This is a genomic window from Cyanobium sp. CH-040 (assembly GCF_024346135.1).
Classification (GTDB): Bacteria; Cyanobacteriota; Cyanobacteriia; order PCC-6307; family Cyanobiaceae; genus NIES-981.
The window spans coordinates 399,920-425,074 of sequence record NZ_JAGQCJ010000001.1 but is presented as its reverse complement, the minus strand read 5'-3'; the positions used below and the strand labels follow the sequence as shown (position 1 = coordinate 425,074).

23 protein-coding genes and 1 pseudogene are annotated in these 25,155 nt (G+C 74.3%); 11 read left to right on the top strand and 13 right to left on the bottom strand.

The genetic code is table 11. The annotated features are described in order from the left end of the window. Window positions 1-20: 20 nt before the first annotated feature. The 3 genes from nadC to mnmE all read right to left on the bottom strand — a co-directional run bounded on the left by nadC (window position 21) and on the right by mnmE (window position 2,908). On the bottom strand, window positions 21-908 hold the full coding sequence (gene nadC / locus KBY90_RS02210; RefSeq protein ID WP_254966766.1) for a carboxylating nicotinate-nucleotide diphosphorylase: 888 nt from the start codon (window positions 906-908) through the stop codon (window positions 21-23). An 18-nt stretch (window positions 909-926) separates the two neighbouring features. Continuing rightward, window positions 927-1,481 carry a TerB family tellurite resistance protein gene (locus KBY90_RS02205; protein WP_254966765.1) on the bottom strand — a complete coding sequence of 185 codons (555 nt, stop codon included), beginning with the start codon at window positions 1,479-1,481 and terminating at the stop codon, window positions 927-929. A gap of 68 nt (window positions 1,482-1,549) precedes the next feature. Beyond that, a complete protein-coding gene (mnmE, locus tag KBY90_RS02200) occupies window positions 1,550-2,908 on the bottom strand; it encodes a tRNA uridine-5-carboxymethylaminomethyl(34) synthesis GTPase MnmE (protein WP_254966764.1) in 1,359 nt (452 codons plus the stop codon). Here mnmE and KBY90_RS02195 point away from each other — a divergent pair. Next, window positions 2,907-3,410 carry a DUF2062 domain-containing protein gene (locus KBY90_RS02195; protein ID WP_254966763.1) on the top strand — a complete coding sequence of 168 codons (504 nt, stop codon included), beginning with the start codon at window positions 2,907-2,909 and terminating at the stop codon, window positions 3,408-3,410. The genes mnmE and KBY90_RS02195 overlap by 2 nt on opposite strands. Window positions 3,411-3,431: 21 nt before the next feature. Here KBY90_RS02195 and KBY90_RS02190 read toward each other — a convergent pair whose 3' ends face one another. Both KBY90_RS02190 and KBY90_RS02185 read right to left on the bottom strand, forming a co-directional pair. Then, window positions 3,432-3,620 (bottom strand): hypothetical protein, encoded by a 189-nt coding sequence (locus KBY90_RS02190; RefSeq protein ID WP_254966762.1) that lies wholly within the window; start codon window positions 3,618-3,620, stop codon window positions 3,432-3,434. Between the two features lie 258 nt (window positions 3,621-3,878). Beyond that, entirely contained in the window at window positions 3,879-6,254 is a 2,376-nt protein-coding gene (locus KBY90_RS02185) for a bifunctional (p)ppGpp synthetase/guanosine-3',5'-bis(diphosphate) 3'-pyrophosphohydrolase (protein WP_254966761.1), read from the bottom strand. A 116-nt stretch (window positions 6,255-6,370) separates the two neighbouring features. Here KBY90_RS02185 and KBY90_RS02180 point away from each other — a divergent pair, with 116 nt between their 5' ends. Continuing rightward, window positions 6,371-7,972, top strand: a complete 1,602-nt coding sequence (locus tag KBY90_RS02180) for an ABC transporter ATP-binding protein (RefSeq protein WP_254966760.1) — start codon at window positions 6,371-6,373, stop codon at window positions 7,970-7,972. Window positions 7,973-7,981: 9 nt separating this feature from the next. Here KBY90_RS02180 and KBY90_RS02175 read toward each other — a convergent pair whose 3' ends face one another. The 4 genes and pseudogenes from KBY90_RS02175 to KBY90_RS02160 all read right to left on the bottom strand — a co-directional run bounded on the left by KBY90_RS02175 (window position 7,982) and on the right by KBY90_RS02160 (window position 10,562). Beyond that, window positions 7,982-8,227 carry a Nif11-like leader peptide family RiPP precursor gene (locus KBY90_RS02175; RefSeq protein ID WP_254966931.1) on the bottom strand — a complete coding sequence of 82 codons (246 nt, stop codon included), beginning with the start codon at window positions 8,225-8,227 and terminating at the stop codon, window positions 7,982-7,984. Window positions 8,228-8,254: 27 nt separating this feature from the next. Beyond that, window positions 8,255-9,232, bottom strand: a pseudogene (locus KBY90_RS02170) (RluA family pseudouridine synthase); the annotation flags it as partial. A gap of 23 nt (window positions 9,233-9,255) precedes the next feature. Further along, window positions 9,256-10,191, bottom strand: a complete 936-nt coding sequence (gene ylqF / locus KBY90_RS02165; protein WP_254966759.1) for a ribosome biogenesis GTPase YlqF — start codon at window positions 10,189-10,191, stop codon at window positions 9,256-9,258. Further along, window positions 10,191-10,562 carry a universal stress protein gene (locus KBY90_RS02160; protein ID WP_254966758.1) on the bottom strand — a complete coding sequence of 124 codons (372 nt, stop codon included), beginning with the start codon at window positions 10,560-10,562 and terminating at the stop codon, window positions 10,191-10,193. Before KBY90_RS02160 ends, ylqF begins: the two co-directional genes overlap by 1 nt. Before the next feature lie 113 nt (window positions 10,563-10,675). On the opposite strand from KBY90_RS02160, the gene KBY90_RS02155 reads away from it, so the two are divergent. Continuing rightward, window positions 10,676-11,881, top strand: a complete 1,206-nt coding sequence (locus KBY90_RS02155; RefSeq protein ID WP_254966757.1) for a phosphoglycerate kinase — start codon at window positions 10,676-10,678, stop codon at window positions 11,879-11,881. Next, window positions 11,878-12,774: an NAD(P)-dependent oxidoreductase gene (locus tag KBY90_RS02150; protein ID WP_254966756.1), complete on the top strand. Its 897-nt coding sequence runs from the start codon at window positions 11,878-11,880 to the stop codon at window positions 12,772-12,774. The genes KBY90_RS02155 and KBY90_RS02150 overlap by 4 nt, the downstream gene beginning before the upstream one ends. 18 nt (window positions 12,775-12,792) lie before the next feature. Here KBY90_RS02150 and KBY90_RS02145 read toward each other — a convergent pair whose 3' ends face one another. Beyond that, window positions 12,793-14,103 (bottom strand): ATP-binding protein, encoded by a 1,311-nt coding sequence (locus KBY90_RS02145; protein ID WP_254966755.1) that lies wholly within the window; start codon window positions 14,101-14,103, stop codon window positions 12,793-12,795. Continuing rightward, the gene (locus tag KBY90_RS02140; protein WP_254966754.1) at window positions 14,081-14,803 is read right to left on the bottom strand and encodes a response regulator; all 723 of its coding nucleotides are present in this window, start codon (window positions 14,801-14,803) and stop codon (window positions 14,081-14,083) included. The genes KBY90_RS02145 and KBY90_RS02140 overlap by 23 nt, the downstream gene beginning before the upstream one ends. An 81-nt stretch (window positions 14,804-14,884) precedes the next feature. Between KBY90_RS02140 and KBY90_RS02135 the strand changes: the two genes are divergently transcribed. After that, entirely contained in the window at window positions 14,885-15,166 is a 282-nt protein-coding gene (locus KBY90_RS02135) for an EF-hand domain-containing protein (RefSeq protein ID WP_254966753.1), read from the top strand. Between the two features lies 1 nt (window position 15,167). Here KBY90_RS02135 and KBY90_RS02130 read toward each other — a convergent pair whose 3' ends face one another. After that, window positions 15,168-15,995, bottom strand: coding sequence for a hypothetical protein (locus KBY90_RS02130; RefSeq protein ID WP_254966752.1), 828 nt, complete (start codon window positions 15,993-15,995; stop codon window positions 15,168-15,170). 49 nt (window positions 15,996-16,044) lie between these two features. Between KBY90_RS02130 and KBY90_RS02125 the strand changes: the two genes are divergently transcribed. Continuing rightward, on the top strand, window positions 16,045-17,118 hold the full coding sequence (locus tag KBY90_RS02125; protein WP_254966751.1) for a glycosyltransferase: 1,074 nt from the start codon (window positions 16,045-16,047) through the stop codon (window positions 17,116-17,118). Window positions 17,119-17,122: 4 nt separating this feature from the next. On the opposite strand, the gene KBY90_RS02120 is transcribed toward KBY90_RS02125, so the two are convergent. Then, window positions 17,123-18,226: a histidinol-phosphate transaminase gene (locus KBY90_RS02120; RefSeq protein ID WP_254966750.1), complete on the bottom strand. Its 1,104-nt coding sequence runs from the start codon at window positions 18,224-18,226 to the stop codon at window positions 17,123-17,125. On the opposite strand from KBY90_RS02120, the gene KBY90_RS02115 reads away from it, so the two are divergent. The 5 genes from KBY90_RS02115 to selD are packed head-to-tail and all read left to right on the top strand — an operon-like array spanning window position 18,225 to window position 25,138. Then, the gene (locus KBY90_RS02115) at window positions 18,225-19,166 is read left to right on the top strand and encodes a MoxR family ATPase (protein WP_254966749.1); all 942 of its coding nucleotides are present in this window, start codon (window positions 18,225-18,227) and stop codon (window positions 19,164-19,166) included. The two genes, KBY90_RS02120 and KBY90_RS02115, sit on opposite strands and share 2 nt — an antisense overlap. Next, window positions 19,153-20,172 carry a hypothetical protein gene (locus KBY90_RS02110; RefSeq protein WP_254966748.1) on the top strand — a complete coding sequence of 340 codons (1,020 nt, stop codon included), beginning with the start codon at window positions 19,153-19,155 and terminating at the stop codon, window positions 20,170-20,172. Before KBY90_RS02115 ends, KBY90_RS02110 begins: the two co-directional genes overlap by 14 nt. Further along, a complete protein-coding gene (locus KBY90_RS02105) occupies window positions 20,173-22,059 on the top strand; it encodes a DUF3488 and transglutaminase-like domain-containing protein (protein WP_254966747.1) in 1,887 nt (628 codons plus the stop codon). Between the two features lie 50 nt (window positions 22,060-22,109). Then, window positions 22,110-22,910, top strand: a complete 801-nt coding sequence (locus tag KBY90_RS02100) for a pentapeptide repeat-containing protein (protein WP_254966746.1) — start codon at window positions 22,110-22,112, stop codon at window positions 22,908-22,910. Next, the gene (gene selD, locus KBY90_RS02095; RefSeq protein WP_315858700.1) at window positions 22,907-25,138 is read left to right on the top strand and encodes a selenide, water dikinase SelD; all 2,232 of its coding nucleotides are present in this window, start codon (window positions 22,907-22,909) and stop codon (window positions 25,136-25,138) included. The genes KBY90_RS02100 and selD overlap by 4 nt, the downstream gene beginning before the upstream one ends. Window positions 25,139-25,155: the final 17 nt, after the last annotated feature.

Here is a 25,155-nt window from a genome sequence, read left to right as displayed (position 1 = left end):
GCTCAGCCGGCTGGGGGCGCTCAGGCCATCGGCAGGGCGAAGCGCATCGAGAGGTCGAGCCAGGGGCTGCGGGTGACCGGGGCGCTGGTGGAGATCAGGTCCACCCCGGTGGCGGCGTAGGCCCGCAGGTGCTCCGGGGCAACCCCGGAGGCCTCCAGCACCAGGGCTCCCCGGCCGCCCGCGGCGGCGGCCCCATGGCAGAGCTGGCGCAGGCGTGGCACCAGGGCACTGAGCCGCTCGGGGCTGAAGCCGTCGAGCAGCACGCCGTCGGCGCCGGCCCGTACCGCCGCGCCGGCTTCGGCATCGGTCTCGGCCTCCACGATCACCCGCGCCGGCCAGGGCGCCTGGGCCCGCACCGCCGCCACCGCCGCCGCCACGCCGCCGGCCCAGGCCAGGTGGTTCTCCTTGAGCATGGCGGCGTCATCGAGGCCGAGGCGGTGGTTGATGCCGCCGCCGCAGCGCACGGCGTACTTCTCCAGCACCCGCAGCCCCGGGGTGGTCTTGCGCGTGTCGGCCAGCCCCACCCCCGTGCCCTCCAGCTCCGCCACCAGGGCGGCGGTGGCGGTGGCGATGCCGCTCAGGCGCATGGCCAGGTTGAGGGCCGTGCGCTCGCCGGCCACCAGGGCGGCGGCCTCCCCCTCCAGCTGCAGCACCACCTGATCGGGCTGCACCGGTTCGCCGTCGGCCACCGGCAGCCGCACCGTCACCGCCGGATCGAGCAGGGCGAACAGGCGCGCCGCCAGCGCGCCGCCGCAGAACACGCCGGGCTGCCGGGCGATCCACTGGGCCGTGCCGCGCCGGCCTGCCAGGGCCGGGGCGCTCAGATCACCGCGGCCGATGTCCTCGGCGAGCCAGTGGCGCAGCTGCTGCTCGAGCGCCGGCGTGAACGGCAGGCTGGGGGCATGCATCACGGCTGGGAGCCAGGCTCAGAGCCAGTAGGCGGGGGGCGCTCCGCCGTCGCCTTCCAGGGGAGGCCAGGCCCCGAACCCGGCCAGGGGGCCGCTGATCAGCTCCAGCAGGCTCGGCCGCTGCTGCAGCTCCTGCCGGGCCGCCCACTCCGCCTCCGCCACCTCCGTCTCCGGCAGCTTGAGCAGCTCCACCAGGCGGCGGTAGGCCCGCTTCTCGGCGGTGTTGATGACCGCGTCGTCCTCAGGGCGCTGGTTGACGCAGGCCATCTGGAAGGCGAGCTTCACCGCCAGCTGGCGGTCGTCAGCATCGTCCAGATCGGCCACCAGGGCCTCCAGGTCGGGTTCCTCGAGGGCCCCGGCCGCCAGGGCCTGCACGGCATCGGCCGCGCTGTCCGCCGGGGCGGGCAGGGTGCTGGCCACCAGCTTCTGCAGCAGCTGGCGCTCCTGCTCGGCGAAGTCGCCATCGGCCATCGCCACCCAGCACACCAACCGCAGCAGCGCCCGCTGGGCCGGCGTCAGCTCAGCGGCTGGCCCGGTGGCCGAAGCAGCAGGGGAGGGATCGGAGGCGGTCATGGCAGGGGATGCAGCGGGCCGGGAGGCCGGAGCTGTCTGCAGTCTGCAGGCGGCCACGGGCCCTGGCACTACTTGCCGATGCAGAAGCGGGCGAACACCCGGTCCAGCACCGCCTCGCTCACCTCCTCGCCGGTGATCTCGCCCAGGGCGCGCACGGCGGCGCGCAGATCGATGGTCCAGAAGTCCCAGGGCAGCTGCTGGGCGGCGGCCTCGAGACTGCGCTCCAGGGCCTCGGCGGCGGCGGCGGCCAGATCCCGCTGGCGGACGTTGAGGGCCACCTGCAGCCCCTCCGCCGGGCCGGCGCCGCAGCGCCGCAGCAGCTCCGCCACCAGCTCCTCGCGCCCCTCGCCGGTGAGGGCGCTGAAGCGCACGTCGGCCGGCGCCAGCGGCCCCGCGGGCAGGCCGGCGGCATCGGCCTTGTTGCCCGCCACCAGCAGCACGGCGCCGGGGGGCACCAGGTCCCGCAGGGCCTGGTCCTCGTCGGTCCAGCCCGCCGTGAGGTCGAAGAGCAGCAGCACCGCATCGGCGGCCGCCAGGGCCTCGCGGCTGCGCTCGATGCCCAGACGCTCCACCCGGTCACCGGTGTCGCGGATGCCGGCCGTGTCCAGCAGGGTGAGGGGCACGCCCTCCAGCACCAGCTCGCTCTCCAGCAGGTCGCGGGTGGTGCCGGGCAGGTCGGTCACGATCGCCCGCTCCCGCCGGCTGAGCAGGTTGAGCAGGCTGCTCTTGCCCACGTTGGGGCGGCCCACGATCGCCACCCGCAGCCCCTCGCGCAGCAGCTCCCCCTGGCGGGCCTCGGCCACCAGCCGCTCCAGCTCGCCGCGCACGGCCGCCAGCTCGCCGGCCACGGCCTCGGCGTCGAGGGGCGGCAGGTCCTCCTCGAAGTCCACCCGCGCCTCCAGCTCGGCCAGCTGATCCAGCAGGCGAGCGCGCAGGTCCGTGAGGCGCCGCTGCACACCGCCGTCGATGCCGGCCATGGCCAGCTGGGCGGCCCGGCGGCTGCGGGCGCTGACCATCTCGCCGATGGCCTCGGCGCGGGTGAGATCGAGGCGGCCGTTGAGGAAGGCCCGCTGGCTGAACTCCCCGGGGAGGGCCCGCCGCGCCCCGGCCGCCAGCACCAGTTCCAGCACCCGCCGCACCGCCACCAGCCCGCCGTGGCCGTGCAGTTCCACCACGTCCTCGCGGGTGAAGCTGCGCGGGGCGCGCATCAGCAGCAGCAGTGCCTCGTCCACCCGCTCACCGCTGGCCGGATCCACCACATGGCCGTAGAGCACGCGGTGGCTCTCCCAGTGCTGCCGACCGGGGGCGTGGAACAGGCGCCGGCCGATCGCCTCCGCCTCGGGTCCGGAGATTCTTACGATCGCCACGCTGCCCTGGCCCGGGGCCACGGCCGTGGCGATGGCGGCGATCGTGTCTGTGGCGTTCATGCCCCCATTTCAGCCCCACGCCTCGTCCCTGCCGGCCCTGCTGCAACGGCTGCTGCTGGGTCTTGCGCGGCGCGCCCGGGGGCTGCTGGCCTGGCTGTGGGCCCAGGAGGGCAGCCACGGCCAGCGCGCCCGGGGGCTGGCGGCGGGGATCTTCTGCGGCTGCTTCCCGTTCTTCGGGCTGCAGACGCTGCTGGGCGTGGCCCTGGCCTCGCTGGTGCGCGGCAACCACCTGCTGGCGGCGGCCGGCACCTGGGTCAGCAACCCCTTCACCTATGTGCCGCTCTACTGGTTCAACTACCAGCTGGGCTGCTGGCTGATGGGCCCGGCCAACGGCTGGCCGGGGCTGGCGGCGCTGCGGGCGGACGGCGTGCGCGACCTGGGCTGGAGCGTGGCCAGCCGGCTGCTGCTCGGCTCCACCCTGGTGGGGCTGGCGGCCAGTGCCGCCGGCGGCGGCCTGTACTGGCTGTGGCTGGAGCGGGAGCAGCGGCGCACCGAAGGCTGAACGAGACCGCAGCGACCGGCCTCAGGGGTTGGCCAGACCCGGGAACACCATCAGGTCGATCTGGCCGCCGGCGGGGTGGCGCCATTCGCGGAATTCAGCGGCCAGGGCCTGCTGCTCCGGCCCGAGGGCCTGGGTCTGCAGGGCCTGGAGCCGGTGGTGCACCAGGGCCAGGGTGTCGTCGATCAAGCGGGCGGCCTGCTCGGAGGTCATGAGGGTTCGGCATCGATGAGGGCTGTGTAGGCCGGCTCCCCCGGGGGTGCTGTCGTGTAAGGCACGGGCTGCGGCACCTGTGGGCACACCCTCACCCGCTGCCGTCAGGCCAGCGCACGCCGCCCAGATGCGCTCGATCAAGGGGCGCACGGGCGTCTGGGACAGGGTCCCAGGCCTTCGATGGCGGGTTCGAAGGGCAGGGCCAGCAGGGGGTTGCCGATGGCCGGGGGCGGGGCGGAGGGTGTCGATGCGGGCTGCTCAGCCGATGCCAGTGCGGGCGATGTCGAGCACGTCGGCCATCGAGCGGATCTGGTTGAGGGTGGCGGCCAGCTGGGCGGCGCTCTCCAGCTCCACGCGCAGGTCGATGCGCGCCGGCTTGCCGGGGGTGGTGCGCACCCGCGCGTCGCTCACGTTGATGCGGTGGTCGGAGAGGCGGGTGAGGATGTCCTTGAGCACCCCCACCCGGTCGAGCACCTCGATGCGCAGCTGCACCGGGTAGCGGCGGGGCTGGGCCACGGCAGGATTCCAGCGCACCGGCAGGCGGCGCTGGGCCGGCACCTGGGCCACGTTGGCGCAGTCCTGGCGGTGGATGGTGATGCCGTGGTTGCCCAGGGCCACCGCCCCCAGGATCGGCTCGCCCGGCAGGGGGCTGCAGCAGCCGCCGAGGCGGTAGTCGAGCCCCTCCAGCCCCAGGATCGGACTCTCACTGCCGTGCACGGCGGGGCGGCTGGCGGCCTGCTCGCCCTGGGCCGAGACGCTGCGGGCCAGCTCCTCGTTGCTGAGCTGGGGCGCCGCGGCGGTGCTGTCGAGGCGCAGTTCCTCGCGCAGGCGGTTGAGCACCTGGTGCAGGGTCACCCCGCCGAAGCCCAGCGACGCCAGCAGGTCGTCGGTGCCCACCAGGTTGCAGCGGCGCGCCACCCGCACCATCGCCTCGCCGTTGAGCAGGGCGTCGAAGCCGTCGCGGCCCAGCTCCCGCTCCAGCAGCTCGGTGCCGCGCTGGATGTTCTCCTCGCGGTGGCTCTTCTTGTACCAGGAGCGGATGCGGTTGCGGGCCGTGGGGGTGGCCACGAAGTTGAGCCAGTCGAGGCTGGGGTGGGCGTTCTTGCCGGTGATCACCTCCACGAAGTCGCCGTTCTGCAACGGCGTGGCCAGCGGACAGAGGCGGTCGTTGATGCGCACACCCTGGCAGTGGTTGCCCACCTCGGAGTGGATCCGGTAGGCGAAGTCCACGGCCGTGGAGCCCTTGCGCAGGCCCACCACATCGCCCTTGGGGGTGAACACGAACACCTCCTCGTCGAAGAGGTCCTCCTTGATCGAGCGCAGGAAGTCGCTGCTGTCCTCGCCGCGGTCATCCTTCTGCCAGTCCACCAGCTGCCGCAGCCAGTTGAAGCGCTCGGCGTCGGCGCCGGCGGCGGGGGAGCCGCCCTCCTTGTACTTCCAGTGGGCGGCGATGCCGTATTCCGCCACCTGGTGCATGTCGGCGGTGCGGATCTGCACCTCGATCGGCCGGTGACGGCCGATCACCGCCGTGTGCAGCGACTGGTAGCCGTTGGGCTTGGGCAGGCCGATGTAGTCCTTGAAGCGGCCCGGGATCGGCCGGAAGGTGTCGTGCACCACCGCCAGGGCCCGGTAGCAGCTCTCCAGGCTGGGGCAGATGATGCGCAGGGCCGCCACGTCGTAGATCTCGTGGAAGGCCTTCTGCTGGCGCTGCATCTTGCTCCAGATGCCGTAGAGGTGCTTGGGCCGGCCGTTCACCTCGCAGTCCCCCAGCCCCATGGCCTGCAGCCGGTCCCGCAGCAGCTGCACGGTGGCCGCCAGCCGCTGCTCGCGCTCGCTGCGCTTGGAGGCCACCTGCTGCTGCACGTCGCGGTAGGCGTCGGGCTCGAGGATCTTGAAGGCCAGGTCCTCCAGCTCCCACTTGAAGCGGCCGATGCCCAGCCGGTTGGCCAGGGGGGCGTAGATCTCGCGGGTCTCGCGGGCGATGCGCAGCTGCTTCTCCGGCTTCAGCGCCCCCAGGGTGCGCATGTTGTGCAGCCGGTCGGCCAGCTTCACCAGCACCACGCGGATGTCGCTGGCCATGGCCAGGAACATGCGGCGCAGGTTCTCGGCCTGGGCTTCGGTCTTGTTGGTGAAGTGCAGGCCGCCGAGCTTGGTGACCCCCTCCACCAGGGCCCGCACCTCGGCCCCGAAGTGCTCCTCCAGCTGCTCGGGGGTGACACCGGTGTCCTCGACGACGTCGTGCAGGAAGCCGGCGGCGATCACCGCGGCGCTGGCGCCGATGTCGCGCAGCAGATCCGCCACGGCCACCGGATGGATGATGTAGGGCTCGCCGCTGGCGCGGTACTGGCCCTCGTGCAGCTGGAAGGCGAAATCAAACGCCGAGGCCAGCAGGGCCTCGGCGTCGGTGGGACAGCTCTCGCCGCTGCCGGGCGGCACATGCTCGATGCAGCGCTGCAGCCACTCCGGAAGGGGCACGCCGTAGTCGGCGGGCCCGTGGATCGGCCGCCGCCCCAGGGGCGGGCAGGGGGGCTGCGACCGGGTGCGGGAGGGATCCGTGGGCAGGGCAGGCGACTCCGGTGCCGCGACCGCGGTGGAATCCGTCTTCGGATTCGGATCGGTGGCCGCCGGGAGCATGGGGTCCTGCGGAGTGGCCTCATCGTATGCAGGCAGCGACACTCGGGGGTGATTGCGCACCGGCCGTTGTCCATCGCACCAGTCCGCCGCCGCCCTCGCCGCGGGCCGCGTCACCCATGACGGACCCCGTGCTCCGCCTGCACCAGCTGCGGGTGGCCTATCCCCAGAGCGAGCGCCCCACCCTCGACGGCCTCGATCTCAGCCTCGATCCCGGCGAGACGCTGGCGCTGGTGGGACCCTCGGGCTGCGGCAAGAGCACGGTGGCGCGCGCCGTGCTGCAGCTGCTGCCCGCCGGCAGCCGCTGCGACGGCGAGCTGCTGCTGGCGGGCCGCGATCCCCGGGCCCTGCGCCGGCCGGCCCTGCGCCGCCTGCGCGGCGAGGCGGTGGGCCTGGTGTTCCAGGACCCGATGACGCGGCTCAACCCGCTGCTCACCATCGGCGGCCACCTGGCCGACACCCTGCGGGCCCACCGCCCCGGCTGGACCCGGCGGCAGCTGCGCCGGCGGGCCGAGGAGCTGCTGGGGCGGGTGGGCATCGGCGTGGACCGCTACGGCAGCTATCCCCACGAATTCAGCGGCGGCATGCGCCAGCGGCTGGCGATCGCCCTGGCCATGGCCCTCAACCCGCCGCTGGTGATCGCCGATGAGCCCACCACCAGCCTGGATGTGGCGGTGGCCGGCCAGGTGATGGCCGAACTCACCGGCCTGTGCCGCGAAGCCGGCAGCGCCCTGCTGCTGATCAGCCACGACCTGGCCATGGCGGGGCGCTGGTGCGACCAGATCGCCGTGCTCGATGAGGGCCGCCTGATCGAGCGCGCCCCGGCCCGGCAGCTGCTCACGGCACCGCAATCGCCCCTGGCCCGGCGGCTGGTGGCCAAGGCGCGCGAACGCGAGGGCAGCGAGAGTCAGGCCCCGGCCGCGGCGCCGCTGCTGCTGGAGATCGAGGCGCTGCGCTGCTGGCATGCGCTGCCGGGCCTGCCCTGGCAGCGCCGTTGGCTGAAGGCGGTGGACGGCGTCAGCCTGCGGCTGCAGCAGGGCGAGACCATCGGCCTGGTGGGCGCCTCCGGCTGCGGCAAGAGCACCCTCTGCCGGGCGCTGATGGGCCTGGCGCCGGTGCGGGGCGGCGCCGTGCGCCTGGAGGGGGTGGATCTGCAGCGGCTGCGCGGCGCCAGCCTGCGCCGGGCCCGGCGCGGCATCCAGATGGTGTTCCAGGACCCGCTGGCCTGCCTGAACCCCCAGATGCGGGTGGGCGAGGCGATCGCCGATCCGCTGCTGATCCACGGCCTGGCCGGCCGCGCCGCCGCCCGCCAGCGCGCCCGCGAGCTGCTGGCGGCGGTGGGGCTGAACCCGCCCGAGGCCTTCGAGAACCGCCTGCCCCGCCAGCTCTCCGGCGGCCAGCAGCAGCGGGTGGCGATCGCCCGGGCGCTGATCCTGGAGCCGAAGGTGCTGCTCTGTGACGAAAGCGTGAGCATGCTCGACGCCGAGGTGCAGGCGGAGGTGCTGGAGCTGCTGCGCGATCTGCAGACCCGCCTGGGGCTGGGGATGCTGTTCGTGACCCACGACCTGGCGGTGGCCGGCGGCTTCTGCCACCGCGTGATCGTGCTGGACGGGGGCCGGATCGTGGAGGAGGGCCCCGGATCGGCGCTGCTCAGCAACCCGCAGGCGGCGATCACCCGCCAGCTGGTGGAGGCCTGTCCGCGGCTGCCGGCGCTGGTGTGACCGTGGGACTCAGCCGGCTGCTGAGCCGGGCAGGGTCCACCAGAGCGGTTTCATGAAGTAGTCCTCGTCCTCGTAGTCCACCAGGGCTCCATCGCCGAAGCGCACCAGGTCGTTGGGGAGCACCTCGAAGCCGGCGCCGCGGGCGATGCTCGCCACCTCGTCGGCATCGGCGGCGGCCGTGGTGGCGAGCTGCTGCTGCAGGGTCTGGTCCTGCTGCACCGCAGCGATGAAGGCCCGCAGGTTCTGCTCCGCCATGGAAAGCGCCGTGGGAGGAAAGGCGGAGCCAGTCTGGGTGCGGCGGCGCAGCAGCGCCAGCAGCTTTTCGAACACCGGCGGCAGGGGGGCCTCGAACACCAGCCGCTCGCCGCTGATCGGGTGGTTCAGCCCCAGCTGCACGGCGTGCAGGGCCTGGCCCGGCAGCTCCAGGGGCAACCGGCGACAGCGGGAATACACCGGATCGCCCACGATCGGGTGGTTCATGTGGGCGCAGTGCACCCGGATCTGGTGGGTGCGGCCGGTGTCGAGCTTGAAGCGCAGCAGGGCGTGGTCGCCCAGGCGTTCCACCACCTGCCAGTGGGTGCAGGCATGGCGGCCGCTGGCATCGTTCACCACCGCATACTTCTTGCGGTCGGCGGGATGGCGGCCGATGGCGCCCACGATCGTGCCCGCATCGGCCGCCGGCTGGCCGTGCACCACCGCCAGGTAGTCGCGGCTGGCGATGCGCTGCTGGATCTGCGCCTGCAGCCGCACCAGCGCCTCCTGGCTCTTGGCCACGACGATGCAGCCGGTGGTGTCCTTGTCGAGCCGGTGCACGATGCCGGGCCGCAGCTCACCGCCGATGCCGGGCAGGTCGGGGCAGTGGTGCAGCAGGCCGTTCACCAGGGTGCCGTCCCTGTTGCCGGGAGCCGGGTGCACGGTGAGGCCGGCGGGCTTGTTGAGCACGATCAGATGCTCGTCCTCGAACAGCACATCCAGCGGCATCGCCTGGGCCATCAGGTACGGCAGGGGCTCAGGCGGCGGCATCCACAGCTCCACCGTGTCGCCGTGGCGCAGGGGGGTCTTGGCCCGACCGGTGATGCCGTTCACGCGCACATAGCCGGCATCGATGAACTTCTGGATGCGGGCGCGGCTCTGGTCGGGACGCTGGGACACCAGCCAGCGGTCCAGCCGCATCGGCAGCGGCTTGGGATAGGTGAGCGTCAGCAGCTCGCCCTCGCCTTCGGCGAAGCCGGGCCGGATCGGCGTTGTGCCCTTGTCCATGGCGTCGACCGTACGAGCCGGGCTCAGGCGGCAGCTGGGGAGGGCGGCGGCAGCTCCAGGGCGATGGCGCCGAGGCGGCTGCAGCGGAAGTCGTCGAGCAGCTTGGTGGCCATCCGCCCCAGGTCGCCGCTGGTGTGCCGCTCGGCGGCGGCCGCCAGCCAGCCCTCTCCATCGGGGCCGCCGGCGGGCAGCGGGGCCACGGGGATGCCGTAGCGGCGCTCCAGCAGGCCGGCGGGCACACCGGCGGCGGTGAGCGGTTCCAGGCTGGCGATGAGCTGAAGGAAGGCCACGGCCACCGCTTCACTGTCGTAGGCGGCCTGGCCGATGTCATCGCAGAGGGCCAGGCGCAGGGCGGCCTGCTGGTCGTCCAGCCGGGGCGGCAGCACGCCTGGGGCATCGAGCAGGTCGAGCTCCTGGCCCAGCCGCACCCAGCGCAGGCTGCGGGTGACGCCGGCGCGGCGGGCGCTCTCCACCACCTTCTGGCGCACCAGCCGGTTGATCAGGGCCGACTTGCCCACATTCGGGAAGCCCAGCATCAGCGCCCGCACCGGCCGTGGCCGCATGCCCCGGGTCCGGCGCCGCGCGTTGAGGGCCTCGCCGGCCCGGATCGCCGCCTGCTGCAGCTGCTTCACGCCGGTGCCGGCCTTGGCGTCGCACCACCAGATCGGCTGGCCCTGGCCGCGGAACCAGGCATCCCAGGCCTGCTGCGCCGCGGCCGGCACCATGTCGCGGCGGTTGAGCACCAGCAGGTGCTGCCGGTTGCCGATCCAGCGCCGCAGCCGCGGGTGACCGGTGGCCAGCGGGATGCGGGCGTCGCGCACCTCGATCACCAGGTCCACCTTGGCCAGGGCCTCCTGCAGGGCCTTCTCCGCCTTGGCGATGTGGCCCGGATACCACTGGATCGCCGGGGCGTTGACGCTCAGCTGCGGCAGGTTCACCGCCGGCATGGGCGCCGCCATCAGGGCACCACCAGCACCGGACAGGGCGCCAGCTGGATCACCCGGGCGGCGGTGCTCTCCTGGTCGCTCTCGAGGGTGATGCCGCGGGTGCCCATCACGATCACGTCCGCGTCGATCTCGTCGGCCACATCGCCGATCACGAAGGCCGCCTTGCCCTCCCGCTCGATCACCTCACAGGTCACGCCGGCCTGCTGGAAGCTGCCGCGCGCCTGCTCCAGCAGCTGGGCCACGGCCGGCTCGTCGTCACCGGGCTCCACCACCGAGAGCAGCACCAGGCGGCTGCCGTGCTCCTGCACGAGCTGCAGGGCCACGGCGGCGGTGTCCATGGCCTGGCGGCTGCGGTCGATGGGGAACAGAACGGTCTTGAACATGGCTGGCGGGTCCCGGTGCCATCCAGGTGGCATCCAGGGTCGAGGGGTTCAGTCTGAACGACGCTCCGCGGGCTAAGCTCCGGCCCGTTTATCCCTATTCCCACACGCGTCCCATGGCGAAGCGATCCCTCACCAGCCTCAGCGTCGACGAGCTGCGCGGCAAGCGGGTGCTGGTGCGGGTCGACTTCAACGTGCCCCAGGACGACAACGGCACCATCACCGACGACACCCGCATCCGGGCGGCCCTGCCGACGATCGCCCACCTGCGCGACAACGGCGCCAAGGTGATCCTGGCGGCCCACTTCGGCCGGCCCAAGGGCCAGGTGAACGAGGGCATGCGCCTCACCCAGGTGGCCGCCCGCCTCAGCGACCTGCTGGGCGTGCCCGTGACCAAGACCGAGAGCTGCATCGGCCCCGACGCCGAGGCCAAGGTGGCGGCCCTGGAGGAGGGCGGCGTGGTGCTGCTGGAGAACGTGCGCTTCTTCGCTGAGGAAGAGAAGAACGAGGCCGAATTCGCCAAGAAGCTGGCGTCGCTGGCCGAGGTGTACGTGAACGACGCCTTCGGCGCCGCCCACCGCGCCCATGCCTCCACCGAGGGCGTCACCAAGTTTCTGAGCCCCAACGTGGCCGGCCACCTGATGGAGAAGGAGCTGGCCTACCTGCAGGGCGCCATCGACAACCCCAAGCGTCCGCTGGCGGCGATCGTGGGCGGCTCGAAGGTGAGCAGCAAGATCGGCGTGCTCGAGGCCCTGATCGACAAGTGCGACAAGATCCTGATCGGCGGCGGCATGATCTTCACCTTCTACAAGGCGCGCGGCCTGTCGGTAGGCAAGAGCCTGGTGGAGGAAGACAAGCTGGAGCTGGCCAAGGAGCTGGAGGCCAAGGCGGCCGCCAAGGGCGTGCAGTTCCTGCTGCCCACCGATGTGGTGCTGGCCGACAACTTCGCCCCCGACGCCAACAGCCAGATCGCCAAGATCGATGCCATTCCTGATGGCTGGATGGGCCTCGACATCGGCCCCGACTCGGTGAAGGTGTTCCAGGAGGCCCTGGCCGATTGCCAGACCGTGATCTGGAACGGGCCGATGGGCGTGTTCGAGTTCGACAAGTTCGCCGCCGGCACCAACGGCATCGCCCACACCCTGGCCGAGCTGAGCGCCAAGGGCACCATCACCATCATTGGCGGCGGTGACTCCGTGGCCGCCGTGGAGAAGGTGGGCGTGGCCGAGAAGATGTCGCACATCTCCACCGGCGGCGGCGCCAGCCTGGAGCTGCTGGAGGGCAAGGTGCTGCCCGGCGTGGCCGCCCTCGACGAGGCTTGACCGCCCGGCGGCCGCCGGCCGTCGCCTTCCTCGGCCTGGGGGCCCTCGGGGCGCCGATGGCCGCCAACCTGGCGCGGGCCGGCTTCGATCTCACGGTGCACAACCGCACCCCGGGCCCGGAAGCCGACCTGGTGGCCGCCGGCGCCGAGGCCGCCGCATCCGTGCCGGCGGCGGTGGCCGCTGCCGGGCTGATCTGCCTGTGCCTCAGCGATGACGCCGCCGTGCAGGCGGTGCTCACGGCCGCGGGGCCGGCCCTGGCCAGCGGCAGCCTGGTGGTGGACTTCTCCACCATCGCCCCGGCCACCAGTCAGGCCCTGGCCGCCGATCTGGCCCACCGGGGCGTGGGCTACATCGACGCCCCGGTGACCGGTGGCACCGAAGGCGCCCGGGCCGGCACCCTCTCGGTGTTGGTGGGCGGTGACCGTGCCGATGTGGAGCGGGCCCGGCCGCTGCTGGAGGTGGTGGGGCAGCGGATCACCCACCTGGGGCCGGTGGGGGCCGGCCAGCAGGCCAAGGCCGTGAACCAGGTGCTGGTGGCCGGCAGCTACGCGGCCGTGGCCGAGGCGATGGCCCTGGGCCGGAGGCTGGGCCTGCCGATGGCCCTGGTGCGGGATGCCCTCACGGCCGGCGCGGCCGGCTCCTGGGCACTGGAGCACCGCGCCGCCAACATGCTGGAGGGCCGCTACCCGCTGGGATTCCGGCTTGCCCTGCACCGCAAGGACCTGGCCATCGCCCTGGAGGCAGCCGCTGCCGTCGGGGTGGAGATTCCGCTGAGCCAGCTGGTGGCCGCCATGGAAGACAGCCTGCTGGAGGCGGGCCATGGCGACGACGACGTCTCGGCCCTGGCCCGCTGGTACGCCGCCGCCGCCGCGGATGCGGCGCTCGGCAGCTGACCCTGGCCCGACCGGGCTCTAGGCACTGCCCTCGGGCCGGTCGATCGAGCGCCCCCGGAGGGCGATGCCGAACCCCCCGGGGCTGGTGGCATCGCCTGCCAGCCGCTCCAGCCGGCCGCCATGGATCCGCGCCACCCGGGCGGCGATCGCCAGACCCAGGCCGCAATGGCCGCTGCCGCCGCGGGCGGCATCGAGACGCTGAAAGGGCATCAGCGCCTGCTCCCACCGCTCCGCGGAGATGCCCGGGCCACCGTCCCAGAGCACGATCCGGAACCCTTCGCCCAGAGGCTCCGTCGCCCGCAGCTGCAGACACAGCGGCGGCGCGCCGTGGCTGCGGGCGTTGTCGATGAGGTTGGCCACGGCGCGGGCCAGGGCCACCGGTTGCACCACCCGCTCCATGGGCTCCAGATCGAGCGCCAGCTCGCCCGCATCCAGCCCTGCCGCCTGCTCGGCCAGCAGCAGATCCAGGGGCAGCGCCAGCGGGTCCTCGTGATCGCCACCGCCGGCGAACAGCAGGAACTGGCCGGTGATGCGCTCCATCGCATCCAGGTCGGCCTCCGCCTGCTGCAGGTCGGACGCCGGCAGAGCGGCCAGGCTGAGACGGAAGCGCAGGCGGGTGAGGGGACTGCGGAGGTCGTGGGCGATGCCCGCCAGCATCACCGAGCGTTCCCGTTCCCCGGCCTGCAGGCGCTGCACCATGGCATTGAAGCGGCCGATGAGCTGCCGAACCACGGCCGTGCCCCGCTCCCGCTGCAGGCCAGGCCACTGGTGATGCCCCACCCGCGCCAGCGCCTGCTGCTGCTGCCGCAGCGGCCGCTGCACCTCCCACCAGAAGAACAGCAGCAGGGCCGCGCTGCTGCCGAGGCCCAGGCCCACCAGCAGCAGCCACGGATCCGGCGGCCAGGGGCGCACCGGCGGGATCGGCACGAACAACCACACCGGATCCAAAGGCGCCAGCACCTCCACCCACACCCCCCGCCGGGCGCCCGCGGACGGCAGCACCCTGGGGCAGGGGTCGATCGCGGGGCAGAGCTCCGCACGCAGCACCGCGCCCTGGGCCTCGAGGGCGCGATCCGGGCGGGTCGGCGGGTTTGCCCCCACCCGCAGGGGCAGGCCGCTGAGCCGGGCCAGCTTGGCGGGCGGCAGGCGGTCCAGCGCCAGCTCCGCCAGGCGCAGCTGGAAGAGCACCTCGGGACCCTGCTGGGCGATCCGGTCGCGCTGCAGCCGCTCCGCCAGCAGCATCTGCAGCTGCACCGTGGCCAGCAGGGCCACCCCAAGGCCGGCCAGGCCGTAGGGCAGTGCCGACCTAACGGCTGCGAGGCTGGCCATCGGGCACGAACACGTAGCCGAACCCCCACACGGTCTGCAGGTAGCGGGGGCGGCCGGGATCCGGTTCCACCAGCTTGCGCAGCCGTGACACCTGCACGTCCATGCTGCGGCTGTCGATCAGCGACTCCGGGCCGCGGGCCAGCTCCACGAGCCGCTGGCGCGGCAGGGGCCGGTGCGGGTGCTGCACGAACGCCGCCAGCAGGGCGAACTCGCCGGAGGTGAGCACGGTCACCGCCCCATCGCGTTCCAGGGTGCGGGAGGCCAGATCCAGCACCTGCTCGCCGATGGGGATCCGCTGCCCCTCCGCCAGCGGGGTGCCGGCCGGCAGGGCCACCCGGCGGCGCAGCACCGCCTCGATGCGCGCGCTGAGTTCGCGGGGCAGGAACGGCTTGGCCAGGTAGTCATCCGCCCCCTGTTCCAGACCGATGATGCGGTCCACCGCGTCCCCCCTGGCGGTGAGCATCACCACCGGCAGGTCATCACCGCCGTCGCGCAGGCGGCGCAGCAGGGTGAGCCCGTCATCGCCGGGCAGCATCAGGTCGAGCACCACCAGATCGGGGCGCTGCGTGGCCAGACGGGCCGTCAGCTGCTCAGCGTTGGCCAGGCAGCGCACGTCGTAGCCCTGGTCGGTGAGATAGGTGCCCACCATCCGGCGCAGTTCGGGATCGTCATCCACCACCCAGATGCGCTGGCCTGTCATCCGCCCCGCCGGAAAGATCTGGTCACAGCTTGCCTGGGGTGCGGCCACAGACGGCCGGGACCTGCTCCATAACCTGACGTCATGAACAGGATTCCAGCAGCTCTGGCGGGTGCCCTGATCGGGGCCCTGGCGATCGCGGCGGCAGCGGCTGCCCCGGCCCATGTGGGGGGACTGCCTGCGGCCCGGGCCAGTGAACAGCAGCAGTACCAGCAACGGATGCGGCAGCTGTTCCAGCAGCTGGACCGCAACGGCGATGGCCGCCTCGAGCGCCGGGAAGCCGGTGCGAACCCCTACCTGCAGCGGCACTTCGAGCGGCTCGACCGGGACGGCAAGGGCTACCTGGTACCCGCCGACCTGCGCTGAGTCAGGGCCGCAGCTGGTCCCGCTCGGCCACCACGCGCACCCGCTTGCTGATGCCCACCAGACCCTCGGGGTGCACCAGCAGCACGGCCCAGGTCTGGGCACCGGGGTTCAGGGGCGCCTGCACGACGCGGAACAGCCCGCCGCCGCCCAGGGCGCCCAGACGCAGGGAAGGGCTGTCCAGAGCGGTGAGCTGATCCTCCCGCAGATCGGCGATGCCGCCGGCCACGATCGCACCGTCGAGGGGATCGTCGAAGATCACATCCAGGTCGTAGCGCTGGCCGGTGAGCACGGCGTCGGGAATCAGCACGCTCACCGGCAGCTTGGCCTCGCCGCTGCGCAGCAGGGCCTGCTCGCGCAGCACCGTCTGGCCGTTGATGCGGCGGCCGTCGCTCTCCAGCAGCAGCTGCTGCTCGGCCTCGAGGCGATAGGTGAGCGCACCGTCCTGACGGCTGCCGCGCACCTGCACCAGCACCGTCGGCCGGCCATCCCTGAGGGCAGGCCCCTGGGCGAGCTGCCAGCGGGCATCGGGGAACTGGCTGAGCAGCCGCTGGCGGCGCCTGCGCACGTCGGCGGGATCGAAGCCCGGGCCCTCGGCCAGCAGGGCCGTGAGATCGCCCTGGCCGTTGAACGCCGCCTCCAGGTTCTGGAGCAGCTGGGGCGATGGAGCTGCCGCCCGGACCGGCAGGGCGCCGCCGACCAGCAGGGCGGCCGCACCGGTCAGCGCACCAGCCAGGACCGTGGCGGTGGCTGTGACTGTGGCGGCGGCCAATCTGGCGGAAACAGCCCGCAGGCCCAGCTGGGGGATGGAGGAGAGGCCGGTACGCCGCATGCGCCTGCTGGATGTGCTTTTAAGTTAGGCGCGCTCGTGAGCGCCATCGATGCCCAGGCTCCTCGTCGCAGCCAGCGGCACCGGTGGCCACCTGTTCCCGGCCCTGGCCGTGGCCGAGGCGCTGCCCAGCGGCTGGGAGGTGCGCTGGCTGGGGGTGCCGGACCGGCTGGAGCGGGAGCTGGTGCCCAGCCGTTTCCCGCTGCACACCGTGCGCGCCGGAGGGCTGCAGGGGCGGGGGCTGCGCAAGCTGCTGAATCTGCTGCGGCTGCTCCGGGCGATCGGCAGCGTGCGCCGGCTGATCCGGCGCGAGCGCATCGACGTGGTGTTCAGCAGCGGCGGCTACATCGCCGCGCCGGCGATCCTGGCGGCCCGCTGGTGCGGCGTGCCGGTGGTGCTGCATGAGAGCAACGCCGTCCCCGGCCGGGTGACGCGCCTGCTGGGGCGCCTCTGCACCCGCGTGGCGGTGGGGCTGGGCGACGCGGCCGAGCGGCTGCCCCGCTGCCGGCCCCTGGTGACGGGCACGCCGGTGCGCCGCGACTTTCTGCAGCCGGGCCCCGCCCCCGACTGGCTGCCGGAGGGACCGGGGCCGCTGCTGCTGGTGATGGGCGGCAGCCAGGGGGCGGTGGGCCTGAACCGGATGCTGCGTCCCCTGCTGGGGCGGCTGAGCGCCGAAGGGGTGCGCGTGGTGCACCTCACCGGCCGCAACGATCCGGAGGCCGGCGCCCCCCTGCCTCCCGGGGTGGTGGAGCGGCCGTTCTGCAGCGAACTGGCGGGCCTTCTGCAGCGCACCGACCTGGCCATCAGCCGCTCCGGGGCCGGCGCCCTGAGCGAGCTGGCCGTGTGCGGCACCCCGGCGATCCTGGTGCCCTATCCGGCCGCGGCCGACCGGCACCAGGACGCCAACGCCCTTGCCGCAGCCCGGCTGGGGGCGGCGGTGATCGTGGCCGAACACCCCCCGGATCAGCCGACGCTGGAGCGGACGATCTGGCGGCTGCTGGGGCCGCGGCTGCGCGGGGCCGAAGCAGCGGCCGATCCGCTGGCGGCGATGCGCGCCGGCATGGAGCGGCTGGCCGTGGGCGATGCCGACCGGCGGCTGGCGGCCCTGCTGGTGGAGCTGGCGTAGCCGCTCAGCCCAGCTCCCGCTCCAGGGCCCGCAGCAGGCGGCGGTGACCGCGGCGGTGCTGCAGGCCGATGCGCAGCCAGCACCCATCCAGCCCCGCGAAGGAACGGCAGTCGCGCAGCAGGACGCCGTGGCGCTCCTCGAGGCCGCGGCGCAGCGGCTCGAGGGACCCGTTGCTGTGCACCAGCAGGAAGTTGGCGGCCGAGGGCATGGGCGTGAGCCGCGGCCAGCGCGCCAGCTGCCGGGCCAGCCAGGGCCCCTCGCGGGCCGTCCAGCGCTGCACCCTCGCCGTCCAGCCCGGCAGCCAGCCGGGGCGCTCCAGCAGCCGCTCGCCCACGGCCAGCGCCAGGCCGTTGACGGGCCAGGGGTCGCGCCAGGCGGCCCAGCGCCGCAGGCGCGACGGCGCGGCCAGCGCGTAACCGAGGCGCAGGCCGGCCAGCGACAGCAGCTTGGTGAGGCTGCGCACCACCACCAGGTTGGGGTGCCGCGGCAGCAGAGGCACCAGGGAGTGGGCCTCGCCGCCGGGCACCAGGGGCAGGAAGGCCTCGTCGCAGATCACCAGGGCATGGCGCTGCAGCAGAGGCTCCAGGGAGGTGCGGCTCCAGAGCTGGCCGGTGGGGTTGTGGGGGTTGGTGATCCAGAGCACCGGCGCTGTCTCAGCGCCGGCGGCGGCGGCCGGGAAGGACTGGGGGAAGGCGGCGTCCCAGCGCAGCGGCAGCGGCAGGGAACGCGCGGCCCCGTTCCAGCAGGCCAGGGCCCGCTGGTAGTCGGTGAAGCCGGGAGCGGGCAGCAGGCTCTCGCCGAGCGCGGCGGCGTCCCGGGCCGCCCAGGTGAACAGCTCGGCAGCGCCGTTGCCGGGCAGCACCCAGTCCGGGGGCAGGCCGTGCTGGCGGCCCAGCAGATCGCGCAGCCGCCGCCAGGCGCGGTCGGGGTAGAGCCGCGGCGCCGGGCCCAGGGCCGCCCGCAGCAGCGCCAGCCGCACCGCCGCCGGGGGCGCGAAGGGCACCAGCGAGGCACTGGCATCGAGCAGGGCCCCGGGCGGGCGGCCCAGCCTCAGGGCGGCGGCCGCCAGGTTGCCGCCATGGCGCTCGGCGTCCGCACCGCTGTCCATGGGCGAACGCTACGGCGCCACAATCGAGAGGTGCGGGCGGAGGACCGTGGCGGCCTGGAGCGATCTGGTGGCCGGCATCGACCGGGTGCTGCTGGGCAAGGAGCACCCGGTGCGGCTGGCCCTGGCCTGTCTGCTGGCCGGGGGACACCTGCTGCTGGAAGACCTGCCGGGCACCGGCAAGACCACCCTCGCCGAAGCCCTGGCGCGCAGCTTCGGCCTGGCCTTCAAGCGGGTGAGCTTCACCAGCGACCTGCTGCCGGCCGACCTCACGGGCATCAACGTGCTCGATCCCGCCAGCGGCAGCTTCCGCTTCCAGCCGGGGCCCCTGTTCAGCCAGGTGCTGCTGGCCGACGAGATCAACCGGGCCAGCCCCCGCACCCAGAGCGCGCTGCTGGAGGCGATGGCCGCGGGCCGGGTGAGCGTCGACGGCACCAGCCACGAACTGCCCCGGCCGTTCATGGTGATCGCCACCCAGAACAGCCTCGATCAGGTGGGCACCTCGCCGCTGCCCGAGTCGCAGCTCGACCGCTTCCTGATGCGCCTGAGCCTGGGCTTCCCCGAGCGTGAGGCCGAGCGCGCCCTGCTCAGCGGCCAGGCCCTGGACCTGGGGGCCATGGTGGCCGCGGGGCAGCCGGCCGACCTGCTCAGTCTGCGGCGCCGCTGCCGGCGGCAGCACTGCAGCGCAGCCCTGATCGACTATGTGCTCGATCTGGTGGCCGCCAGCCGGGCACCGGACCGCCCCGGGGCGCCGCTCTCGCCGCGGGCCTCCCAGGGGCTGCTGGCGGCGGCCCGGGCCTGGTCCCTGCTGCAGGAGCGCGACTTCGTGACCCCCGCCGACGTGCAGGCGGTGTTCCGCGCCGTGGTGGAGCACCGCCTCGATCCGGCGGGACGGGGCCAGCTGAGCCGCGCGCTGCTGGAGGCGGTGGATGCCATCCGTTGAGGTCCGGGCAGGGGGGCAGGGCTGGCCGGCCCGGCTCGGGCGGGTGCAGCGGGGCGAGCGCCTGCAGCTGCGCCTCGGCAACCTCTACATCCTGCCCACGGTCTTCGGCGTGCTCTGGCTGGGGGGAGCGCTGCTGCTGCAGGTGGTGGGCATCCAGACCCAGCGCAACGGTCCGCTGCTGCTCAGCTTCCTGATGCTGACGCTGCAGCTGCTGGCCCTGCACCTCACCCACTTCAACCTGCAGGGGCTGGAGCTGCGCTGCGGCAGGAGCGAGCCGGGCTTCGCCGGGGAAGCCCTCACCTACCCGCTGCTGGCGTGCAGCCGCCACCCCCGCAACGCCATCCGGCTGCGGCTGACCGGCCAGCCCCTGGACAGCCAGGCGGCGCAGCTCCGCCGCATCCCCGCCGGCACCTCCAGCTTGGAACTCGACTGGCGCTGCGATCGGCGGGGTCTGCAGACCCCTGGCGTGCTGCTGGTCAGCAGCACGGCCCCGCTGGGTCTGTTCGTGTGCTGGAGCCGCTGGGCGCCTGCCGCCCGCCAGACGGTCTACCCGGCGCGCCAGCACGGTCCGGTGGCCCGGACCGCGACGGCCGGCAGCGCCCTGGACGCGGCGATGGCCAGCGGCGGCCGGGAGGGCAGCGAGCACTGGCACGACCTGCGTCCCCACCGCCCCCAGGAGAGCCAGGCCCGGCTGGCCTGGAAGGCCCTGGCCCAGGGCCGGGGCCGGCTGAGCAAGGTGTTCCGCGACCCGGCCGGCACTCCGCCGCTGCTGACGCCGGCTCCGGGGGTGGAGGCGGAACGGGCCCTGCGCCATCTGGCCGCCGAGATCTGGCAGCGCAGCCGCCGCGGCGAGGCCTACGGCCTCGTGCTGCCCCACCTGAGCGTTCCCGCCGGCCAGGGCCGCCGGCACCGCGACCGCTGCCTGCTGGCCCTGGCCACGGCTCCCGGCGCCGGCACCAGCACCAGCACAAGCACAAGCACCAGCACCGTCGTGAGGGAAGGCTGAATGTCGCGGCCTGCAGCGGATCGGACCCTGCCGCCGAGGCGCCTGCAGTGGGCCGGCATGGCCGCCCTGGCAGCGGGGAGCGTGGGGCTCGATCCCACCTGGCTGCTGGGGGCCCTCACCCTGGCGCTGCTGGTGCTGGCGGCCCTCAAGCTGGTGGAGGCGCGGGATCGCGGCGGCCGGCGGCTGGTGGCCCTGCTGCAGCTGCTGGTCTGCGGCCTGCAGGCCGCCCAGCTGCCCGACCTGCTGCCCAGCCTGGTGCAGCTGCTCTCTGCCGTGCTCGCCCTGGCGGGGCTGCTGCAGCTGGAGATCGGTCTGGCGACGCCCTGGCGGGTGCTGCTGCGCCAGAGCCTGCAGGTGCTGGCGGCGGCGCTGCCGATGGCCCTGGTGCTGTTCCTGCTGGTGCCGCGCCTGGAGCCGCTCACGGCCTTGCCCGGCCCCTCGGCCCGGGCGGTGACGGGGCTGAGCGCCGACCTTGACCCCGGCACCATCGCCACCCTCGTGGATGACGACGGTCCGGCGGCCCGGGTGGCCTTCGGCGACGACCGGCCGCCGCCGCCGGAGCGGCGCTACTGGCGGGTGCTGGTGCACGAGCGCTTCGACGGCCGCCGCTGGCAGCGCGAGAACGAGGAGGAGGAAGCCGCCCCGCCGCAGCGGGACGGACCGGCGGGCAGGGCCGCGGCCGTGCCGCTGGAGGCCGCGGCAGGCCGCGATCAGGTGTGGCTGGCGGAGCCCAGCCGCTTCACGGCCGTGCCCTGGGATGGGCGCAGCGGCTCCGCCGACCCGCGGCTGCGCATCGAACCGCAGGGGGAACTGCGGCTGCTGCGGCCGGCCATCGAACGGCGCAGCTACCGCCTGCGGCCGGCGGCGGCGGCACTGGCCTGGCAGGGGCAGACCCCCGGCCCGGAGACCCTGAGCCTGCCGGCAGCCGCCAATCCCAGGCTGCTGGCGCTGGGACGCAGCTGGGGGCAGCTGGCGGAGCCGGCGGCCCGGCTGGCGGCGGCCCAGACCTGGTTCGAGGCGGGGGGCTTCCGCTACGACAGGAACCCCGGAGTCCTGCCGGAGCAGGACGGCCTGGATGTGTTTCTGTTCGAGCAGCGGCTGGGCTTCTGCGGCCACTACGCCAGCGCCTTCAGTGCCCTGATGCGGGCAGCGGGGGTGCCCAGCCGGGTGGTGAGCGGCTACCTGGGCGGCACCTGGGTGGTGCCGGTGGGGGGGGCCAGCTTTCTGGAACTGCGCCAGAGCGACGCCCACGCCTGGAGCGAGGTGTGGCTGCCGGGGCAGGGCTGGCTGCGGGTCGATCCCAGCGTCTGGGCCAGCGCCGGCACGGATCAGGGACCGGCCGCGGCCACGGCCCGCGCCGACAGCCCCCAGGCGAGCAGCGGCTGGCGCTGGCTGCAGCGGCAGTGGTGGGGCCTGGACATGGCCTGGAGCCGCTGGTGGCTGAGCTTCGACCGCAGCCGGCAGGAGGCGCTGCTGGAGTGGTTGCTGGGGGGGCGGCACTGGGCGCTGGGGCTGGTGATCCTGGCCGGGGTGGCGCTGGGCCTGCTCGGCGCCCTCGTGCCCTGGCAGCTGCGCCGGCACCGCCCACGGCGGGATCGCATCGACCGCGATCTGGCCGACCTGCTGCGCCAGCTGCACCAGCTCGGCCTCGAACCCCGGCGGGGTGAAACCCTGGAGGGTCTGTGCCGGCGGGCCGCGGCGGTGGACCCGCGCCTGGCCGCGCCCCTCCAGCGGCTGGCCCGTTGCCACGCCCAGCGCCGCTTCGAGGCGACGGACCCCCGGAGCACCTCGGCCCGCCAGGCGGCGGACAGCTGGAGAAGGTCAATGCAGCAGCTGAAGCAGGCCCGACGCAGCGCTATAAGGCAAGGGAACGGATGCGGCCCATGACCCTGCGCAATCCACTGGCCCGGGTCACTGCCCCTGCGCTACTCAGTGCCATGGCGGTCGCGGCATCCGGATCCGTGCCCGTCCAGGCCCGGCCCGCCACACCCCCCGGCGGCACCGAGGCCCTGATCCAGCTGCTCGAGCAAGGCCGCTGCCCCGGCTGCGATCTGGCCGGGGCGGATCTGGTGCATGCCCAGCTGGCCGATGCCGACCTCAGTGGCAGCCGGCTGCAGCGCGCCAACCTCGGCCAGGCGCGTCTCGATGGCGCACGGCTCGGCGGGGCCGATCTCAGCTTCACCAGCCTGATGGGCGCCTCCCTGCGCGGCGCCGACCTGCGCGGCGCCCGGCTGGAGGGCACCGACCTGCGCCAGGCGGATCTCAGCGGGGCGCTGCTCAGCCCCGGCGCCCTGAGCCGGGCCCACTGGCAGGGTGCCCGCGGCATCGACCAGGGCCAGCTGAGCTTCGGAGAGCTGCACAACGCCGGCGTGGATGCGGCCGGCAAGGGGCGCTATCCCGAGGCCGAGCAGTGGTTCAGCGCCGCCATCCGCCGGGAACCGGCCGCGGCGGTGAGCTGGCTGGCACGGGCCATCACCCGCAGCCAGCAGGGCAAGTCGGAGGACGCCGCCAATGACTTCACTTACGCCGCCGGCCTCTACGAGGCGGCCGGAGAGCGCGACACCGCCACGCAGCTGCGGCAGGCCGCCGAGCAGGTGAAGGCGGCGCCGGATCGGCCGGAAGGCGGCGGCAACGGCCTGGGCATGGCGGCGATCGGCGGCGCCGTGAGCGGGGCCCTCGGCGCCCTCCAGTTCCTGGCCCCGATCGCGGCCAAAGCCTTCCTGCCGCTGCCCTTCTGAGGGCACCCGCCACGCATCCTCCCCTGCCCTCGCCACCTCCCGCCGGCCATCTGGTTCTCGCCGGCGGCGGCCACACCCATGCGCTGGTGCTGCTGCGCTGGGCGATGGCCGCCCGACGCGGACGCCCGCGCACCGGCGGAGCGCTGGTCACGCTGGTGAGCCGGGCCAGCACGGCCCTGTACTCGGGCATGGTGCCCGGCCTGCTGGCCGGGATCTACGACCGAGAGGCCTGTGCGATCGACCTGCGGCGTCTCTGCCGGCAGGCCGGGGCGACGTTCATCGCCGCCGAGATCACCGGTCTGCACCCGCAGGAGCGCACCCTCGAGCTGGAGGGCCGGCCAGCGCTGCACTGGGACTGGCTGAGCCTGGATGTGGGCGCCGAGACCGCATTGCCGGCCGGCCCCGGGCCAGCCGCAGCCGGCGCCCCCCCTGCCCAGGGCGTGAAACCCCTGGAGCCGTTCCTCGCCTGGGCCGAAGCCCGCCTGAGCGAAACCGCCGGCCGCGAAGCCCACGCCCCCGGCCTGGCCATCCGCGGTGGCGGCGCCGCCGGCGTGGAAGTGGCGCTGGCCCTGCAGGGCCGGGGCCTGCGCCCGGAGCTGCTGCTGCGGGGAGAGCAGCTGCACCTGGGCACACCGGCGGCCAACCGGCTGGGAGAACGCCTGCTGGCGGCCGCCGCCATCCCGGTGCGGCGCCAGGCCGGCCCCGGACAGCAGGCGGCGCTGGCCTGCACCGGCAGCCGGGCACCGCTCTGGCTGGGGGCGGCGGGCCTGCCAACCGACAGCAGCGGCCGGGTGCGCACCGAAGCCACCCTTCAGGTGCTGGGTCAGCCGCGTCTGTTCGCGAGCGGCGACTGCGGCGTGATCGCCGCCGCACCCAGGCCGGCCTCGGGGGTGTGGGCGGTGCGGGCCGCGCCCACCCTGGCGACCAACCTGGAGCGCTGCCTGATCCATCCACAGGCCGCAGCACCCTCCGGGCTGCGCCGCTGGCGGCCCCAGCGCCGGGCCCTGCAGCTGCTCGCCGACGGCAGCCGGCCCGACCGTCCCCGGGCCATCGCCCTGTGGGGGCCGTTGGCCCTTGGGCCGAGCCGGCTGCTGTGGCGCTGGAAGGACCGCATCGACCGCCGCTTCATGGCGCGCTTCGCGTTGCGGCGGCCCATGGCGACGGGGGCGGGCAGCGAGGACGCAGCTGCGGCGATGGCCTGCCGCGGCTGCGCCGCCAAGCTGGCGGGCGCCACCCTGGCGGCCGGCCTGCGCCAGGCGGGTGTGCTGGGCCAGGCCGAGGACGCGGCCGTCATCGGCCGCCGCGACAACGGCGAGCTGCTGCTCCAGAGCGTCGATGGGTTTCCGGCCCTGGTGGACGATCCCTGGCTCAACGCGCGGCTCACCACCCTGCACGCCTGCAGCGATCTGTGGGCCTGCGGAGCGCGGGTCACGAGCGCCCAGGCCCTGGTGACCCTGCCCCAGGCGGCGCCGCGGCTGCAGCAGGAGTGGCTGGCCCACACCCTGGCCGGCATCGCCTCCGTGCTGGAGCCGCTGGGGGCATCCCTGCTCGGGGGCCACACCGTCGAGGGCCGCGACGGCGCCGGGCTGGGGCTGGGCCTGAGCGTGAACGGCGCGGTGGCGCCGGAGCGCCACTGGAGCAAGGGCCCCCTGCAACCCGGCCAGGTGCTGCTGCTCACCCGCCCGCTGGGCACGGGAGTGCTGTTCGCCTCGGCCATGGCCGGCACCGCGCGGGCCGCCTGGATCGATGCGGCGCTGGAGCAGATGCAGCACAGCCAAGCGGACCTGGTGGAGGAGCTCCAGGCCCTGGGCTGCCGCGCCTGCACCGACATCACGGGCTTCGGGCTGCTGGGACACCTGGCGGAGATGCTGGCCGCCAGCACGCCGGGGCTGCGGGTGGAGCTGGACGCCGCCGCGCTGCCGACCCTGCCCGGGGCCCTGGAGCTGCTGGAGGGGGGCCTGGCCAGCAGCCTGGCGCCCGCCAACGCCGCCGCCCTGGCCCTGCTGGAGGGGCCGGTGCGGCTCAGCGAGCCCCCCGGGCCGGCAGACGCGGCAGCGCGGCGGAGCGCCCGGCTGGGGCTGCTGATCGATCCCCAGACCTGCGGACCCCTGCTGGCGGCCCTGCCGGCCGGCGCGGGCGAGGCCGCGATCGCCGCGTTGCGCCGGCGCGGGTTTGCCGCCGCAGCCGTCGTGGGCCGGGTGGAGCAGCCCCCAGGCCTGGGAGAATGACGGCGACCTCACCAGTG